General features: G+C 31.9%; 14 protein-coding genes. 6 read left to right on the top strand and 8 right to left on the bottom strand.

Annotation, left to right across the window (positions count from 1 at the left end):
- Nucleotides 1-9: 9 nt before the first annotated feature.
- The 5 genes from J8L88_RS03605 to J8L88_RS03585 form a co-directional block, all read right to left on the bottom strand.
- A complete protein-coding gene (locus J8L88_RS03605; protein ID WP_211059973.1) occupies nt 10-1377 on the bottom strand; it encodes a S9 family peptidase in 1368 nt (455 codons plus the stop codon).
- A 146-nt stretch (nt 1378-1523) separates the two neighbouring features.
- Entirely contained in the window at nt 1524-1973 is a 450-nt protein-coding gene (locus J8L88_RS03600; protein WP_211059972.1) for a hypothetical protein, read from the bottom strand.
- Between the two features lie 150 nt (nt 1974-2123).
- Nucleotides 2124-4706, bottom strand: coding sequence for a phosphoenolpyruvate carboxylase (locus J8L88_RS03595; RefSeq protein ID WP_027391698.1), 2583 nt, complete (start codon nt 4704-4706; stop codon nt 2124-2126).
- Nucleotides 4707-4806: 100 nt separating this feature from the next.
- Complete coding sequence (locus tag J8L88_RS03590) at nt 4807-5286, bottom strand: Lrp/AsnC family transcriptional regulator (protein ID WP_027391699.1); 480 nt, start codon at nt 5284-5286, stop codon at nt 4807-4809.
- Nucleotides 5287-5361: 75 nt separating this feature from the next.
- On the bottom strand, nt 5362-6519 hold the full coding sequence (locus J8L88_RS03585) for a M14 family zinc carboxypeptidase (RefSeq protein WP_211059971.1): 1158 nt from the start codon (nt 6517-6519) through the stop codon (nt 5362-5364).
- 375 nt (nt 6520-6894) lie between these two features.
- Here J8L88_RS03585 and J8L88_RS03580 point away from each other — a divergent pair, with 375 nt between their 5' ends.
- The 5 genes from J8L88_RS03580 (at nt 6895) to J8L88_RS03560 (ending at nt 10430) form a co-directional block, all read left to right on the top strand.
- A complete protein-coding gene (locus tag J8L88_RS03580; protein ID WP_118386003.1) occupies nt 6895-7371 on the top strand; it encodes a helix-turn-helix domain-containing protein in 477 nt (158 codons plus the stop codon).
- A gap of 79 nt (nt 7372-7450) precedes the next feature.
- Entirely contained in the window at nt 7451-7828 is a 378-nt protein-coding gene (locus J8L88_RS03575) for a hypothetical protein (protein WP_027391702.1), read from the top strand.
- The gene (locus tag J8L88_RS03570; protein WP_027391703.1) at nt 7828-8634 is read left to right on the top strand and encodes a TerC family protein; all 807 of its coding nucleotides are present in this window, start codon (nt 7828-7830) and stop codon (nt 8632-8634) included. The genes J8L88_RS03575 and J8L88_RS03570 overlap by 1 nt, the downstream gene beginning before the upstream one ends.
- A gap of 22 nt (nt 8635-8656) precedes the next feature.
- On the top strand, nt 8657-9235 hold the full coding sequence (locus J8L88_RS03565; protein WP_211059970.1) for an alkylphosphonate utilization protein: 579 nt from the start codon (nt 8657-8659) through the stop codon (nt 9233-9235).
- Nucleotides 9236-9434: 199 nt separating this feature from the next.
- The gene (locus tag J8L88_RS03560; RefSeq protein WP_211059969.1) at nt 9435-10430 is read left to right on the top strand and encodes a glycoside hydrolase family 11 protein; all 996 of its coding nucleotides are present in this window, start codon (nt 9435-9437) and stop codon (nt 10428-10430) included.
- Between the two features lie 42 nt (nt 10431-10472).
- Here J8L88_RS03560 and J8L88_RS03555 read toward each other — a convergent pair whose 3' ends face one another.
- Both J8L88_RS03555 and J8L88_RS03550 read right to left on the bottom strand, forming a co-directional pair.
- The gene (locus J8L88_RS03555) at nt 10473-13151 is read right to left on the bottom strand and encodes a DNA gyrase/topoisomerase IV subunit A (protein ID WP_035084218.1); all 2679 of its coding nucleotides are present in this window, start codon (nt 13149-13151) and stop codon (nt 10473-10475) included.
- 37 nt (nt 13152-13188) lie between these two features.
- Nucleotides 13189-15042 (bottom strand): DNA topoisomerase IV subunit B, encoded by a 1854-nt coding sequence (locus J8L88_RS03550; protein WP_027391706.1) that lies wholly within the window; start codon nt 15040-15042, stop codon nt 13189-13191.
- 358 nt (nt 15043-15400) lie between these two features.
- Here J8L88_RS03550 and J8L88_RS03545 point away from each other — a divergent pair, with 358 nt between their 5' ends.
- Nucleotides 15401-15922, top strand: coding sequence for a GNAT family N-acetyltransferase (locus tag J8L88_RS03545; RefSeq protein ID WP_118385999.1), 522 nt, complete (start codon nt 15401-15403; stop codon nt 15920-15922).
- A gap of 58 nt (nt 15923-15980) precedes the next feature.
- On the opposite strand, the gene katG is transcribed toward J8L88_RS03545, so the two are convergent.
- On the bottom strand, nt 15981-18173 hold the full coding sequence (katG, locus tag J8L88_RS03540) for a catalase/peroxidase HPI (protein WP_211059968.1): 2193 nt from the start codon (nt 18171-18173) through the stop codon (nt 15981-15983).
- Nucleotides 18174-18274: the final 101 nt, after the last annotated feature.

Here is an 18274-nt window from a genome sequence, read left to right as displayed (position 1 = left end):
AGGATCTTTTTATTTTGTTTTCCTTTTCACCCAATTTATTATTAAAGTTAACGCCTTAGGAGAAAAAGTCTGTTCTATTTCGGCATATTCGCTTAATGAACCACTTTCTGATTCTTGAAAAAGATGATTTAGATTTTCTAAGGTTATAATTTCTACATCTTGGTTACCTCCTTTTGCTAAGGCATTTTTAATTCCGGTTAAATTTTCTTTCACTAAAACCTGCAGATCTTTATCTCCATTTAGGGCTAACACAGGAATATCAATTTCTTCCAAATATACTGCAGGTTGCGACCTAATAAAACTAGCTACTTCTGAACCAGTAATCTGTTCTACCAGCATTTTTCTTTGATTCTCTGGAAATAGTGCCCCATATTTATTAGAGTAATATGAATTAATACTGTCTTTTAATGAAATATTATCTAAGTCGGAATTCACTACTATATCATAAGCTTCCTTTACTACTTTCTGACCTTGTTGAATTTGTAATTCATTGATTCCAAGATTTCTTTCGAATGCAGCTTTTTGCAAAAGCATTAATTTATCTCCATTTATTCCTGGCGCAGCTAATAAAACTAAAAAATCTAAATCACCCTTTTCTACGGCAACTTTAGGAGCGACAATACCACCAATACTATGACCTATTAGTCCTATTTTAGAATTACTAAATTCCTTTCTTTCTTTTAAAAAATCTATTGCATACTTAACATCAGCGGCTGAGACATTTATAGTAACCGTATTAAAATCTCCTTCCGATTCGCCCACACCTCTTTCATCAAAACGAAATACAGCTATCCCGTTCTTTGTTAATTCATTTGCCAACACAAAATATGGTTTATGACCAAACATATCTCCATCTCTATTTTGTGCACCGCTACCACTAACTATAATAGCCAAAGCGTAATTACCCTTCTCTTTCGGCACTGTTAGTGTTCCACTTAACTTCACGTTATCATCTTTATTAACAAATACTACATTTTCAGAATGATAATTGAATGGTGGTTTGGGTTCTTGAGGTCTATTTAATGTAATAGTTCCTTTCTTAAGGTCTAAAGGAATAGGATGACCGCTTTGCGAAAAATTACCAATAATCTCCATCTTATCATTAAGTTTTCCCTTATACTCTAGTTTAAGATCGGGAAATGAAATAGTAATTATTGAGTCTGCAAAAACTGTGGCTGAAGCCTTAGCGCCGCTCAATCCTTGTTTTAAAATGCTAAGTGTTGATACATAATCATTAGCAACTTTTTCTATATTAAAAGCTATTTCTAACTTATTTCCATTAACATTTACTTCTCCAATCCAATCTCCAGAAACATCCTGAGAAAACGAAAAAACTGTAAAAAAGAAAAAAGAGAAGATGATAAATATTCTATCCATTTGTGTGAATGTTTTATAAACTAAAATAGTATATATTTTATACTCAACTAATTTATACTATTTTAGTTAGTAAATGGTATGAACAAAAAAAAGAATGAATAAAACTCATTCTTTTCGAAAATCATTTTAAACTATTGTAGCGAATATTACTCTAATGAAAATGTATACACACCTGTATCCTGATCAAATACAAATTCGGAATTTTGTATTTCTAAATTACTAAAATTGATCACATCACAACATTCTCCTTTAATTCGTTCTGTAGTTAATTCTAAAGCAAATAACTCCGAATTAGAAATTTCTATTGAATAAGCAGTTGCTCCCGCAGATATACTTGTCGAGTTTATTACCAAAATAGTAGTGTTATTTTCATTTATTTCGTCGAAATCAATCGTATTTTGATTATTTATATCTAAAATCATAATATTATTAACCTGAAGCGTACCGTTTGATATAACATTTTCTCCATCTGAATTTACTATTTCAAATCTAAATAAAGCATCTGGAGCACATACTACCAATTCACAATCGCTACTATTACAACTACTGAATAAAAGAACCATCATCAAAATAAGAGAAAAAAAACTAACTTTCATTATTTCATTTTTTAGTTATATCTATTAGATACATAACTTATACAATAGTTGCTTCAAGTATATAAATAACAAATACTATTATCAGATACTCCTAAACAAAAAAACCACAATAACGAAGTTATTGTGGTTTATCTTTTACATATAATCTCCCTAAGCAGAATTACGACTTGCATTAATATTTCCAAATAATGAACGCGTCACCATTTTTTCATAAATTTCTAAATCCTCTGCATCTTCTCCAGTTCTATTAATATCTTGGATTTTCTTTAATGCATATTGCTGAATAGTTAGCAATGGAAGTACAATATTTTCTCTAATATCGATAGAAGCCTTCCCTGCTGGTTCATTTTCCATTAACTCAGAATATCCTGTTAGTTTTAACAATAGGCGTTTAGTAAGTGTATATTCATCATGTATAATATTCCAAAAAGCGCCATATTCTTCATCTTCTTTCATATAAGCTGTTAATTGAAAAAACGATTTAGTCAAACTCATCATACTATTCCCTAACAACGCTCTAAAAAAAGCTGATTCCTTATACAGACTTGTTATTTTGTCAAATTCGTCTCTATCTTCAAAAGTTTTTAAGGCTGTTCCAACCCCATAAAACCCAGGAACATTCTGTTTTAACTGACTCCAACTACCAACAAATGGTATTGCTCTTAAGTCTCCAAAATCTAAACTACTACTTTTACTACGTTTAGAAGGACGACTACCTATATTCGCTTTTCCATAATATTTAAGCGTACTCATATGCTCTAAATATGGTAAAAACTTAGGATGGTTTTTAAAATCCACATAGGTCTGATAACTAATATCTGCCAATTCTTGCATTGTCTCTTTATTCTCTTTAGAAAAAAGATTGGCTTCGTTTGCTGTTAGTTGATTCTCTACTCCAGCTCCTAACAATTGTTCTAAATTATATTGACAAGAATCTAGTGTTCCGAAATTAGAACTAATGGTTTGTCCTTGGACCGTTATTTGAATTTGTTCATCCTCGACCGTCGGGCCAAGAGACGCATAAAATTGATTAGTATTTCCTCCTCCTCTAGCTGGTGGGCCACCTCGACCATCAAAGAATATTACTTTTACATTATATTTTCTAGAAATCTCTGTAAGTGCTTCTTTAGCTTTAAAAATACCCCAGTTGGCCATCAGATATCCACCATCTTTTGTACCGTCAGAGAAACCTAACATAATAGTTTGTTTCATTCCTCGACTCTTTAGATGCTCCATATAAACTGGATTACTATACAATGTCTCCATCACTTGATGAGATACACGAAGATCAGGAACAGTTTCAAACAGTGGTATTACATCAACAGTAGGTTTTTCCCAATCACACAATCTAATCATAGCAAAAGCTTCCATGACATTAAGAACACTACCATTGTTACTAATTATGTAACGATTTGATCCTCGCTCTCCATTATTATTCTGTATGGTTTTAATTGCATAAATAGATTCTATTGTAGCTCTAGCCATATCATTATCTAATACTGAAGGATCTAATTTTCCTGTTACAGTAGACAATACCTTTATCTGTTCTTCTTCTGATAATGTTTCGTAATTTTCTGGAAAAAAACCTAATCCTAAATCATTAGTTTTCTTTACGATCTCAGTAAGCACACCATGATGTACTCTAGAATCTTGCCTGATATCTAAAGTTCCAAAATGGAAACCAAAAATCTTTACCTTATTAATTAAATCCTGTAATTCTTCTAAAAACAAGGATTGATGTTTACTTATTAATTCTTCTCTTACTTCTAAAAGACCATTCATTAAGGTATCTATAGATAAAGGTTCAGCCGTTTTAGCATAATAGAAATTATCATATAAAGCAGACTCTAGAACTCCTAATTTATCCTGCAAATTTCCAAAGGTAATTCTACGTTTTAACTTACGCATATCTCTATAATAATTAATCAATATAGTTTTACGTAATCTTTTTGCAACTTTGAGAGTCGTTTCTGTTGTCACAAATGGATTTCCATCTCTATCTCCTCCAGGCCAAAAACCTAGGTTTATTAGATCGTTTTCGAGATCTTCTCCTTTGAATATATTTTGTTGAATATAGTTATAAATAGTCCCTACAGAATGATAGAATACATTTTCTAAATACCATATTAAACTAACAGCTTCATCATATGGAGTAGGCTTTTCTTTTTTAAAAAATGCAGTCTTACCTAATTGTGCTAGTAGTCTTTTTATTTTTTGAGAATCATTCTCTCTTATTGCTGTATCAAGATCATGAATAATACCTAATACGGTACCTGGATAAAATTGTGTAGGATGCGCTGTTAAAGTTGGTCTAATCTTAAACCTCCTTAAATACTCCTTTAATTCTTCTAGTTGTCCTTTTGCTTGTGCTTCTTCTTTAATGCTTCGTAGCGTACCTCTTCCGTCCATATTATTAACGATCGGAAAAGCTGCATCTTCTATAGCATCAAACAATACTACCTGACGTTCTATATACTGAATAAATCTAAACAGCAAATCATGCTTATCCTTGTCTGAAGGATCATCTTGATAAGATGTAAAGAAGTTTTCTACTATTTCTGAAGGGTTCATCTTTTGATCATACCCTTTTTCACAAACTTCTTTAAAAAGAGGTAATAATACACCTGTATTGGTGATTTCATCAAAAGGTAATGTAATAAATATACTATTGTATATCTGATATTTAGTAAGAACGTTGTGGTTAAAACGATCTATTTTTGGTTGTCTTGCCATAATTGTGGTTACGAATATGGTTGATTAATAATTATTTTACATTAAAAAACCCTCTAAGATGATTTCCTAAAGGGTTTATATGTTTTAATACGATTGCCCTTTACAAATCTTGGAAAATAGAATGCATTAAGCGTTTTTTATCATTAATACTTTCCTCTAGTGATATCATAGTTTCCGTACGGTATACCCCATCAATATCATCTAACTGGAAAATAATGTCTTTCGCATGATTAGTATCTTTTGCTCTTACTTTACAAAAGATATTAAACTTTCCAGTAGTAATGTGAGCTACAGTCACAAAAGGAATTTCTTTAATTCTCTGTAATACAAATTTGGTTTGCGAAGTATTCTGAAGATATATCCCTACATAAGCGATAAAAGAATACCCTAATTTTTTATAATCTAATGTTAATGAAGAACCTTCAATAATTCCAGCTTCTTCCATTTTCTTAACACGCACGTGTACGGTTCCTGCAGAAATAAGTAATTTTTTTGCGATATCCGTAAATGGGGTACGAGTATTTTCGATCAACATGTCTAATATTTGGTGATCTACTTCGTCTAATTTAAATTTTGCCATAGTAATTCTAATAAATTTTCCCGATTAATTACATTGCAAAAATAACAGAAAAATTATCTATTCATACATTTTTTTTCAACTTTTTCTTAATTCTGTTGAGAATAATTCATCATTTAACTTGAATTTTAACAACTCATTTTCCGGAAGTACCTCTACTGTAACGTTTTCGTTAAATATCACTCTTTTGTTACCGATAATTTCTCTGTGACCATAAACATTTCGTAAATCATCAATTTTAACAACTTTTGGAATGAATTTAATATCATTTTGGGATAATTCTTCAGTATACTGGATGGCGATATCAACATTCTTATTATCTAGAATAACATCTCTAATGACTATATCGTAAAAACATTTCCCATTTTCTGGAATATCAAAATAAGCCTGATGCTTATTCCCTAGCACATCATTCATTGAAATATATTGAATAGATGTTACCAATGCATAAAAAATATAAACTCTAGTAGTATCCCGTGTATAATCGTTCTTATAATGTCCAGCTTCAAATAAAATAGTAGGAACACCTAAATCTGATAATGTATCTCCAACACAATTTATATTAAAGCCATCATCATATCTACCAATACCATTAGGAATGTACTTTTGTAATACAGAATTCATTTCTGCAATAATCTCCATAGCTATTTTACGAGACTTGGTAATTGTGCGCTCATTATCACCAGCAGGTGATAAAAAAGAAACAGTAGCAGGTATATTTGTTGTTCCTACACTAAAAATAGTACGTTGTCCGTGTAAATTAAATGCGAAATCTGGTTTGATCTTATCAATTACATTTCTCAATATTACACTTTCCTTTTGACTCCTATCTTGAGCGTCTCTATTAAGATCAATCTGATTATGATTAAGCCTAGTATAAGCCTTTGCGCCATCAGGGCTTAATATAGGTATTATATATAAAGTACAAGAAGCTAATATTTGTTTTGAAACTTCGTTAGAGTCATCGGATAGCATATTTAAAAAATCGAACATCGATTTTGTAGTTGTACTTTCATTTCCATGCATCTGTGACCAGAACAACAACTTCTTGGAACCATTACCAACTTTAATAAGATGTATAGGTGCTTCATTTTCTGAGACACCTAACAGCTCCACAGTCATTCTATTAGAAAGATTATCTATTAACGGACCAATATGACCCAGATGTATGTAACGTCCTGATAACCTTGATTCTTTGTATTTAGTAAATGAACGAGATAATTCATTAATATCCATAAGCATATAAAAGAACCAAAATTACTACTGTTTACCGAAGATTCATAACAAATAGCTTAGTTTTTACAGATGTAAACCTAAGCTGTATTTACAATTGTAAATAAGTGTTATTTACAGATGTAAACATTTGAAAAATGATGTTTGTTTAAGATGTTAAACAGAAAGTTAAATCATCGATTTATAATACTACGGAATTAAGTAATATTTCATTGATTATATCATAAATTACTGTTTTTCAATTATTAAAACATGTTTACTTATAGTTTCTATTTAATATTAGAATTGTTTATTATTCTTAAAGTTACAATTGTAAACTATTCTTTTGTAGGGTTTGTTTACCTTTGTAACACATTGCTAATTATAAAACGGTTTACAATGGTAAACACTGCAGCTTTTGGAAAAAGAATCCAAGAAATCATGAAATTTTATCACGTCTCGGCCTCAGGGTTTGCCGATGCTATGGGTGTTGGTCGTTCTTCTATCTCTCATATTTTATCTGGTAGAAATAAACCTAGCCTAGATTTTGTTATGAAGATTACTGAAGCCTACCCTGAAGCAGAGTTATATTGGCTTTTATACGGACAAGGATCATTTCCTAAGTCAAAAATCCCTAAACAAGAACAAGAAACACCTGCACAAAAAGAATCCATAACTCCTACTCCAATAATATCACCTACCGAAACGGAATCAGAACAAGACCTATTTTCACATTCTAATAATGATATACCTTTACCCAAGGATGCTCCAGAAGAAACAATAGCACCAATAATTAAAACTAATTCGACAAATAAAAATATTAGCCAGATAGTATTTTTTTATAAGGATGGTACTTTCGACGTTTATAAGAATTAAATATCTTAACAACTTTTATACTGGTTACTGTAAAATCTGTTGAAATAGATTTATTTTCGTTTCTCGTTATTATACTTTTATGAAACGATTTATTTTTTTATTATTTATCTCTGCTCTGTTTACAGGATGTTACCAACAAAAACGGGACTGTACAGAATTTCAAACAGGAACGTTTGAATTTGAGACATATCTAAACGGAGAACTTGCTAAAACAACGTTTATACGTAATGATTCTATAGAGATTGATTATTTTCAAGGTAGAAGTGACACCGCTAGTATTCGTTGGATTAATGATTGTGAGTATATTGTAAAAAAACTTCACCCAAAAAACATGGCTGAAGAAAAGGCTATACACATGAAAATATTAACTACAGAAAAAGATACTTATACCTTTGAATATGGGCTTGTAGGTGTTAAAAAAAATAAACAAAAAGGAACTGCCAAAAAAATTAAGTAATGTTTGAGATTTTCGCAACAGCAGATGCTTGGATAGCATTGTTAACACTAACCTTTCTAGAAATTGTGCTAGGAATTGATAATATTATATTTATTTCATTAGCTTCTAGTAAATTACCTGATCAAGAACAAAAAAAAGCTACAAACATTGGTTTGTTATTAGCTATGGTAATGAGGATTGTTTTACTATTTGGTATCTCCCTACTTGTAGCAATGGAGGCTCCTTTTTGGCACATCAATCTTCCTTGGATAGAAGCAGGAATTAGTGGTCAATCCCTAATATTATTTGGAGGAGGAATATTCTTATTATACAAAAGTGTCCATGAAATCCATGAAAAAGTAGATGAAAAAGGAGAAGAAGAGAAAGAAATAAAAGAAAAGAGTTCAAGTTCTTTATCTAAAGCTATTATTCAGATTACATTGATTAATGTGGTTTTCTCTTTTGATTCCATACTTACTGCAGTTGGTATGACTAATGGATTGAGTGATAATCCAACAGATGCTTTGATTATCATGATTATTGCGGTAGTTATTTCTGTTTTAATTATGATGTTGTTCGCTACTCCTGTTGGTCGTTTTGTAAACAAACACCCATCTATCCAGATTCTCGGACTATCTTTCTTAATATTAATTGGATTTATGTTGATAGCTGAAGCTGCACATCTAGCGCATTTACAGATATTTGATTCAGAAGTAGGTACGATACCAAAAGGATATTTATATTTTACTATCGCATTTTCGTTATTTGTAGAGTTTATCAACTTTAAACTACGTAAAAAAGGAAAATTAAGCAGCCAAGAGAGCTAGTTTTACAACTTATAAATCAAGAATGAGTAAACTAAAAGAATTACAAGATCGTAGTCATACTACATGCGAATTATGCGGTGCTACTGATAATCTATCAACATATGATATCCCAGAATCTCCAAATGTAGGGTTAGACTCTAGTATTCTTATTTGCTCTATTTGTAAAGATCAAATTGAAAATGTTCTTACAATGAACCCTAATCATTGGCGTTGTCTTAATGATAGTATGTGGAGTCAAGTCCCTGGCGTACAAGTCATGGCGTATAGAATGCTTCATAGATTAAAATCTGAAGGGTGGCCACAAGATCTTATAGATATGCTATATCTGGACGATGATACTTTAGCATGGGCTAAAGCTACAGGAGAAGGTGATGATGAAAGTACTAAGATTAAGCATTTAGACTCTAATGGAGCTTTACTTAATGCAGGTGACAATGTGGTTTTAATAAAAGATCTAAATGTTAAAGGAGCTAATTTTACCGCAAAAAGAGGAACTGCTGTTCGCAATATTTCTTTAGTCCACGACAATCCTGAACATATAGAAGGAAAAGTAAGTGGTCAGCATATTGTCATTTTAACCAAATTTGTAAAAAAGTCCTAATTAATATATTCATAATCAAAAAACTGAAAAATTTTTACTTAAAATTTAAGTAAAAAAAACATTCAATATCCTCAATATTTTTTGTTTCTCATAGTTATTAAAGAATTTTATCTTGATTTCACCTAACTAATTAATCACTTTAAGTAAATAGTTACAACTTGCTTAAAATCAATTTTTTGAAACATAAAAAATAATTATAATGAACTTATTTTACAAATCAACATTTCGAATTATCCTTTCATTTTTATTTCTAATATTATCTCTTGGAAATACTAAAGCACAGACCTATTGTATACAATCAGGATCAGAACAAATTGCCGGAGAAGAAGATGGGTTTAGATATGAGTTATGGAATCAAAATTCTCAAGGAACTGCTTGCATGACACTGGGAAATGAAGCATTATTTAGTGGAGAATGGGATGGTATATTGAACTATTTAGCGAGAAGAGGATTAGGGTACAATCAAACACAAGAACATCAAGAAATAGGGAACTTTTTCGCTACATATAACTGTAACTACAACCCTTCTACTTCTTCAGGAAACTCCTATCTATCTATTTATGGATGGACTATTGATCCCCTTGTAGAATATTATATTATTGAAGACTGGCGAAATTGGATTCCATCAATGGCTGATGGAGCAGTATTAAAAAAGTCTTTCGAAATAAACGGAAGTATTTACGATATTTATGAAAACACAAGAGTAAATCAACCATCAATTGTTGGAATCGCTACTTTCCAGCAATATTTTAGTATTAGAAGAGACACAAGAAATAGTGGTACAATAGATATTTCTGAACATTTTGAGCAATGGGAATCTATTGATATGAATTTAGGAAAACTACACGAAGTTTCTTTTGTTGTAGAAGGATACCAAAGTAGTGGTAGTTTTGAGTTTAACGAACTTAATATAGTTGCAGACAATACGACACTAGGAATAAACGAGATCAATAACCCCAATTCTTATTTTGAGATTTACCCTAATCCAGCGATTGATGAAGCTTATATAAAGTTTAAAAAAACTAACACAACTAAAAAACTTAAAATCTATGATACTTCAGGTAAAATGGTGTTATCAAAAAGCTATGACAACACAGAGAACATAGCAAAAATTTCTAATTTAACAAAAGGAGTTTACTTTGTTTCATTAAACATCAATAATCAAAAGGTAGTAGATAAATTAATTGTCTACTAAGAATCACTAATACAATTGTTTTAATTTACTAGAATATTCTTTTTAGAACAAACTTGTCTGTTCTCCATCTCCATCATCATCTTCACCGTCTAATGAAACACCATTACCAGATTCTACATCTCCAGATATCTTTGAATCTGGAGTTACAGATTCTTCCTCAACTACTTCTATTTCTTCTGCTGGAATATCATCCGGCTCATCATACGGTAAAGGATCTAATAAATTAATCTGTCTTACTTTTTCTGTAGTTAATTGGTTTCCTTGTGCTTTTATACCTTTTATTGAGATAAAATCCTCAAGACTTATCTCATCATTTGGTCGCTGATCTTTTCCTCTAATTTTATTATATACTATCTCCGCAATTGGTCTATAATCGGTAGAGACAATTTCTAAAAACGATTTCTGATGATCGGAAATAAAAGTCTCTTCTCGATCCGCATTTTCTACTATGAATCGTTTTACATAATATCTTTCCTTATCTCCATCCCAGTAAATAGCAGAAATTGGTTTCATAGGTTTCCACTTCTCTAAAACTATCATATCAGATCCAAAATGAACTGTAATCTCTGGAACAATTGTCTTCAAAACGCCTTTTTGATTGATTATCAACAACCTATCTTCTCCTTTAAACTCACCTAAAAGCTCTCCTCTTCCATCAACATTCAATCTTCTAACTGTATCATCAAACCAAATCTTACGAGGTTTCAATGTAGAAACCCCTAACTCCTTTAACTCAATTTTTTTAATATTATACTTAGTAACAATATTTCCTTTTACTCCTCTACCCTTTATCAATAAGTCAGAAAAATCAAGATCAAATTTCAGCTTCTTAATACTTCCCGCTTGGCGAAGAAAAATAGTAATCACTTCTGCTTCTCCATTAGGATTTGCAGTAAAATAAGTTGCTTTAGAACCTTTCTTACCTTGGGTTAAATCATATTCTTTATCTCTGGTAACACTAGTAACTGCAAAACGCTTAACATATGAGGCTCCTCCTCTACCATCTTGATAAATCATATTATAAATAGTACGTTTATCTTTCTTTTTAAAGACCGCAACATGAATAATGTCTTTCCCAACAAAAGTCTTAGCATCCACCTTTGTTATCATCATTTTACCATCTGCCATAAAACAAATAATATCATCAATATCAGAACAATCAGTTACATATTCATTTTTACGCAATGATGTACCTACAAAACCTTCTTCTCTATTTACATATAGTTTTGTATTTCTTATAACAACTTTCGTAGCTTCAATATCATCAAAAATTCTGATTTCGGTTTTACGCTCTCTTCCTTTACCATAAGTATCTTTTAACCTCTTAAAGTAAGAGATAGCATATTCTACAAGATGTTCTAAATGATATTTTACCTGTGCTATATCATCTTCTAACGCTTCAATTTTTTGTTGCGCTTTATCAATATCAAATTTTGAGATTCTTTTAATTCTAATCTCTGTCAAACGTACAATATCCTCTTCAGTAACTGCACGTTTTAAGTGTTTTATATGAGGCTGTAACCCTTTATCAATTGCTTGTATTACTCCTTCCCAGGTTTCTTCCTCTTCTATCTCACGATAAATACGGTTTTCGATAAAAATTCGTTCTAATGATGCAAAATGCCATTGTTCTTGCAATTCATTTAATTGAATCTCCAACTCTTTTTTAAGCAGCTCTAAGGTATTATCCGTAGAACGTTTTAACATTTCGGAGACTCCTATAAAATTAGGACGACTATTCTCTTCGATAACACATCCCAACGGCGAAATAGATGATTCACAATTAGTAAAGGCATATAATGCATCTATAGTTTTATCAGGAGAAATACCTCCTGGCAAATGCACTAATATCTCCACTTCAGCAGCGGTATTATCTTCTATTTTTTTTATTTTAATCTTACCTTTATCATTAGCTTTAAGGATAGAATCTATTAAACTAGAGGTTGTAGTAGAGAAGGGTATCTCATTTATAACCAATGTGTTCTTGTCTAATTGTGAGATTTTTGCACGCACTCTAACTTTTCCTCCGCGGTTTCCATCATTATAGTTAGTAAAATCAGCAATTCCTGCAGTTGGAAAATCTGGGAGTATTGTAAAACGTTTTCCTTGTAAATGTTTTATTGAAGCTTCTATCAGTTCAATAAAATTATGAGGAAGAATTTTAGTACTTAATCCTACTGCAATACCTTCGGCCCCTTGAGCAAGAAGTAATGGGAATTTTACAGGAAGATTTATTGGTTCCTTTTTCCTACCATCATAAGATAATTGCCAATCGGTAACTTTTGGATTATAAACAACATCTAAAGCAAATTTTGATAAACGCGCTTCAATATATCTAGATGCGGCAGCTCTATCACCTGTAAGAATATTACCCCAGTTACCCTGCATATCGATCAACAGATCTCGTTGTCCAATCTGCACCATAGCATCAGCAATACTTGCATCACCATGCGGGTGATATTGCATTGTATGCCCCACTATATTTGCAACTTTATTATATCTCCCATCATCCAAATCTTTCATAGAATGAAGAATTCTTCGTTGCACAGGTTTTAATCCATCTTCTATTGCTGGGACTGCACGTTCTAAGATTACATAAGATGCGTAATCCAAAAACCAGTCTTTATACATCCCAGTAACTTTGGTAATCACTTCCTGAGGTTGATGATCCTCTGGGGTTAACTCATTATGTAATTCTTCGTTTTCGTTTTCTATATCCATACCTTTTTCTGGGGCACTTTTTTGTATTCCTTTAGTACTACTCTTCTACTGCGTCTAATTCTACCTTTAAATTTTCGATAATAAATTCTTGTCTACTAGGTGTATTTTTTCCCATATAAAAAGATAGTAGCTCTTCTATAGACTTATCTTTATCTAACATTACAGGATCTAAACGAATATCATCTCCAATAAAATGAACAAATTCATCTGGCGATATTTCTCCTAATCCCTTAAATCGAGTGATTTCAGGCTTTCCAGACAATTTTTCAATAGCATCTCTTCTTTCCTGCTCAGAATAACAATAGATGGTTTCTTTTTTATTTCGTACTCTAAAAAGTGGTGTTTGAAGAATATACAAATGACCTTCTTTAATTACTTCTGGAAAAAATTGAAGAAAAAATGTAATTAATAATAACCTTATGTGCATTCCATCGACATCGGCATCAGTAGCAATTACAATATTATTATATCTAAGATCTTCTAAGGACTCTTCTATATTTAATGCTGCTTGTAATAAATTAAACTCTTCATTTTCATACACAATTTTTTTACTCATATTGTAGCTATTTAGCGGTTTCCCACGTAAGCTAAATACGGCTTGTGTATTTACGTCTCTAGATTTTGTTATTGATCCACTTGCAGAATCTCCCTCGGTAATAAATAAAGTACTCTCTAAATTCCTGTCTTTTTTGCTATCAGTAAGATGAACTCGGCAATCTCTTAGTTTTTTATTATGTAAACTTGCTTTTTTTGCTCGTTCACGAGCCAGTTTACGGATACCAGATAAATCTTTTCGTTCTCGTTCTGCTTGTAGTATTTTTCTTTGCAGTGCCTCTGCTACATCTGAGTTCTTATGTAGAAAATTATCTAATTTTGTTTTTACAAAATCATTAATATAAGTTCTAACAGTTGGCAAATCTCCACCCATCTCCGTAGAACCTAACTTCGTTTTTGTTTGACTTTCAAAAACTGGTTCCATTACTTTTATACTAATAGCAGAAACAATTGATTTACGAATATCACTAGCCTCATAATTCTTACCGTAAAACTCCCTAATAGTCTTAACCACAGCTTCTCTAAAAGCAGCTTGATGTGTTCCACCTTGGGTAGTATGCTGTCCATTCACAAAAGAATGATACTCTTCACTATACTGAGTTTTACTGTGCGTAATTGCTATTTCTATATCATTACCTAATAAATGAATAATAGGATACAACCTATCATCTTCATTAATATTATCTGAAAGCAGATCTTTTAGTCCATTTTCTGAAAAATATTTTTCTCCATTAAAAATGATGGTTAACCCAGGATTTAGATACACATAGTTTTTAAGCATCTTCGCCACATACTCCGTTCGATACTTATAATGTTTAAAAATGGTATTATCAGGAACGAAAGAAACTTTTGTTCCTCTTCGTCTAGAGGTTTCGTCTAGAGTATCTTGATTCGTAAGGTTTCCTTTTTCAAATTCTGCAGATGCAGATTTTCCATCTCTAGTAGATTCTACTCTAAAATACGTGGATAAGGCATTAACAGCTTTTGTACCAACACCATTTAACCCTACGGACTTTTTAAATGCTCTTGAATCGTATTTTCCACCGGTATTCATTTTAGAAACTACATCTACAACTTTACCTAAAGGGATTCCACGTCCATAATCTCTAACAATTACTTTATCTCCTTGTATTGAAATTTCGATCGTTTTACCAGCGCCCATAACATATTCATCAATAGAATTGTCAAGCACTTCTTTTAATAAAATATAGATTCCATCATCAGCTGAAGATCCATCACCTAATTTTCCAATATACATTCCAGGTCGCATACGGATATGCTCTTTCCAATCGAGGGATCGTATATTATCTTCGGTATATTTAGTTTCCTTACTCATAAAATTTTAGGTAGAATGCTTGCTAATATAAGATTTCACTTACTAAATTGAAATAGTCCTCTTACAAAGTAATTAACAATTCTAAATAAGTTTTTGTTGATTATTTGAACTACAATGGATTAATTAAAAAATTGATCGATATTATTAGCAAAAACACTTATCATACTTTTCTAAAGTATGATTTAATATTATAAAATACTTATTCTTTAATATCTTATACATCTAAATTAAAAATAGTATTTCTACTAAACTAAGTTATTAGATTTCTAAATACACGCATCTTGATAAAAATTAAAAAAATACAAGCTTAAATATTTTTACATCGAAAAAACTTACTCTAAAAAAAAATAAAGCAGTTATGATTACTGAAACCAAACGATTAATATTACGTGAACTACAAGTTTCTGATGCAGAAAAGTTCTTTTCATTAAATTCTGATCCTAAGGTTTTAAAATACACAGGTGATTATCCTTTTTTATCGATTGAAGATGCAAAATCCTTTTTAAAAAATTATCAAGAGTATAATATGAATGGGTATGGACGCTGGGCTGTATTACTTAAAGACACAAATGATTTTATTGGCTGGTGTGGTCTTAAACGAAACGAAGATGGAGATATTGATATCGGTTTTCGTTTTTTTAGAAATAAATGGAATAAAGGATATGCGACAGAATCTTCAATAGCCGTATTAGCATATGGATTTACTCAATTAGGTATTAAAGAAATTATTGCAAGAGTGGCATCAGAAAACAAAGCTTCCATTAAAGTTTTGGAAAAAATAGGCATGATATTTTGGAAAAAAAGTGACTGCAAAGGAATCCCTAACGCTATATTTTACAAAATCAATAAATCTGATTTTCAAAATATTGTGTGCAAATAAAAAAGGTGACCTACAGTATAGATCACCTTTTAAAAAAATCAATTTTTCAATTTCAATATTATTTTAAATCAAAACGATCTAAATTCATAACTTTAGACCAAGCTGATACAAAATCATTAACAAACTTTTCATTAGCATCTTCTGAAGCATATACTTCAGCAACTGCTCTTAATTCTGTATTAGAACCAAAAATAAGATCAGCTCTAGTACCTGTGAATTTAGTTACTCCCGTTCTACGATCACTACCTTCAAACAGTGTATCATCCTTAGATATAGGTTTCCAAGTATAAGTAAAATCTAAAATATTCTTAAAGAAGTCATTCGTTAATGCATCTTCGCTATCCGTAAACACACCATTATTGGAACCGTCATAATTAGCCCCTAACACTCTTAAACCTCCAACAAGAACTGTCATTTCAGGAATAGATAATGTTAGTAACTGAGCACGATCAATCAATAATTCTTCTGCAGCTAATTTTAAATCACCTCTTAAGTAATTTCTAAATCCATCAGCTAAAGGTTCTAGATGTCCAAATGATTCTATATCTGTTTGTTCTTGAGAAGCATCTCCTCTACCACTTGTAAAAGGTACAGAAATATTGATCCCAGCATTTTTAGCTGCTAATTCTACACCTACATTACCACCTAATACAATTAAATCAGCAATAGAAACATCTCCTGAAAAATCTTTTTGAATCCCTTCATAAACACTTAAAACTTCTGATAAAGCTTTAGGATTATTAACTTCCCAGCTTCTTTGTGGTTCTAAACGAAGACGTCCACCATTAGCTCCACCACGATTATCAGAACCTCTAAATGTAGAGGCAGATGCCCAAGCCGTAGTAACTAATTGCGAAACCGTAAGGCCAGAAACCGAAATCATATTTTTTAAAGATGCAATATCCGAATCTTTAAGACTCGTGCCTGTTGGAATTGGATCTTGCCAAATTAGTTCTTCACTAGGAACTTCTGGACCTAAATAACGAGAAACAGGCCCCATATCTCTATGTGTCAATTTATACCACGCTCTAATAAAAGCATCTTCAAACTCTTCTGGGTTATTACGAAAACGCTGAGAAATCTTTAAATAATCAGGATCCATTTTTAATGCCATATCGGCATCAGTCATCATTAAAGCTTGTCTCTTCGAAGCATCACCTGCAGTTGGTGCTGTAGGAGCTCCAGAATCCGCAGTTGGAGTCCATTGATTTGCTCCTGCTGGACTTTTTGTTTGTTCCCAATCATAATCCAATAATACTTTGAAAAAATCATAATCCCATTTATCCGGATTAGGTGTCCAAGCACCTTCTAAACCACTAGTAATAGCATCATCTAATACTCCTGTACCATACGTATTTTTCCAACCTAAACTCATCTCTTGAATAGAAGCTCCATGTGGTTCGGCTCCTACATATTTATCTGGGTCTGCAGCACCATGAGCCTTTCCAAAAGTATGACCTCCAGCTGTAAGCGCAACAGTTTCTTCGTCATTCATCGCCATTCTACCAAACGTTTCTTTCATAAGTTTAGCCGTCCCCAATGGATCAGACGAGCCATTGGGACCTTCTGGATTCACATAAATTAACCCCATATGAGCCGCACCAAGATATCCTTCGAGATCGCCATCTGCGAAACGTTCTTTATTAGCTAACCATTCTGTTTCATCACCCCAATAAACATCTTGTTCTGGTTCCCATACATCTGCTCTTCCTCCAGCAAATCCAAAAGTTTTTAAACCCATAGATTCTATTGCGCAATTCCCTGCAAGAATCATTAAATCTGCCCAAGAAATCTTTTTACCATATTTCTGTTTAATTGGCCATAATAATAATCGTGCTTTGTCCAAGTTTCCATTATCTGGCCAACTATTTAAAGGTGCAAAACGTTGATTACCGGTTCCCGCTCCTCCTCTACCATCACCAACTCTATAAGTACCTGCACTATGCCATGCCATTCGCACCATTAAACCTCCATAATGGCCATAATCTGCAGGCCACCAATCTTGAGAATCTGTCATCAAAGCTACTATATCAGCTTTAAGTTCTTCATAATTAACACTATTAAATGCCTTCGCGTAATCAAAATCATCACCCATAGGATTCGACTTTGATCCATTTTGACGAAGAATATTTAATTTTAATTCATTTGGCCACCAATCTCTATTCGATGTACCCGCGCCCGCGCTTTCTTTTTGAGGTCCACCCATAAATGGGCATTTACTGATGTCTCCTCCGTTTTGTGAATTATCCATAATATCTATTGAGTTTTAAAGTATGTGTTACCAAATTTAATGAATTGCATTTCTATTACATATAGATTAATTATATATTTAAATGAATTCACAATAAATAA

Source organism: Aquimarina sp. MMG015 (assembly GCF_018100855.1).
Taxonomy (GTDB): domain Bacteria; phylum Bacteroidota; class Bacteroidia; order Flavobacteriales; family Flavobacteriaceae; genus Aquimarina; species Aquimarina latercula.
This window is presented reverse-complemented; position numbering and strand designations above follow the sequence as displayed.

What these genes read in the sequence shown, in the direction of transcription:
- J8L88_RS03570 (WP_027391703.1), top strand. Translation starts at nt 7,828, where the DNA reads ATGTTTGAGATTTTCGCAACAGCAGATGCTTGGATAGCATTGTTAACA.
- J8L88_RS03590 (WP_027391699.1), bottom strand. Translation starts at nt 5,286, where the DNA reads ATGGCAAAATTTAAATTAGACGAAGTAGATCACCAAATATTAGACATG.
- J8L88_RS03555 (WP_035084218.1), bottom strand. Translation starts at nt 13,151, where the DNA reads ATGGATATAGAAAACGAAAACGAAGAATTACATAATGAGTTAACCCCA.
- J8L88_RS03560 (WP_211059969.1), top strand. Translation starts at nt 9,435, where the DNA reads ATGAACTTATTTTACAAATCAACATTTCGAATTATCCTTTCATTTTTA.
- J8L88_RS03565 (WP_211059970.1), top strand. Translation starts at nt 8,657, where the DNA reads ATGAGTAAACTAAAAGAATTACAAGATCGTAGTCATACTACATGCGAA.
- J8L88_RS03550 (WP_027391706.1), bottom strand. Translation starts at nt 15,042, where the DNA reads ATGAGTAAGGAAACTAAATATACCGAAGATAATATACGATCCCTCGAT.
- J8L88_RS03595 (WP_027391698.1), bottom strand. Translation starts at nt 4,706, where the DNA reads ATGGCAAGACAACCAAAAATAGATCGTTTTAACCACAACGTTCTTACT.
- J8L88_RS03585 (WP_211059971.1), bottom strand. Translation starts at nt 6,519, where the DNA reads ATGGATATTAATGAATTATCTCGTTCATTTACTAAATACAAAGAATCA.
- J8L88_RS03605 (WP_211059973.1), bottom strand. Translation starts at nt 1,377, where the DNA reads ATGGATAGAATATTTATCATCTTCTCTTTTTTCTTTTTTACAGTTTTT.
- J8L88_RS03575 (WP_027391702.1), top strand. Translation starts at nt 7,451, where the DNA reads ATGAAACGATTTATTTTTTTATTATTTATCTCTGCTCTGTTTACAGGA.
- katG (WP_211059968.1), bottom strand. Translation starts at nt 18,173, where the DNA reads ATGGATAATTCACAAAACGGAGGAGACATCAGTAAATGCCCATTTATG.
- J8L88_RS03545 (WP_118385999.1), top strand. Translation starts at nt 15,401, where the DNA reads ATGATTACTGAAACCAAACGATTAATATTACGTGAACTACAAGTTTCT.
- J8L88_RS03580 (WP_118386003.1), top strand. Translation starts at nt 6,895, where the DNA reads ATGGTAAACACTGCAGCTTTTGGAAAAAGAATCCAAGAAATCATGAAA.
- J8L88_RS03600 (WP_211059972.1), bottom strand. Translation starts at nt 1,973, where the DNA reads ATGAAAGTTAGTTTTTTTTCTCTTATTTTGATGATGGTTCTTTTATTC.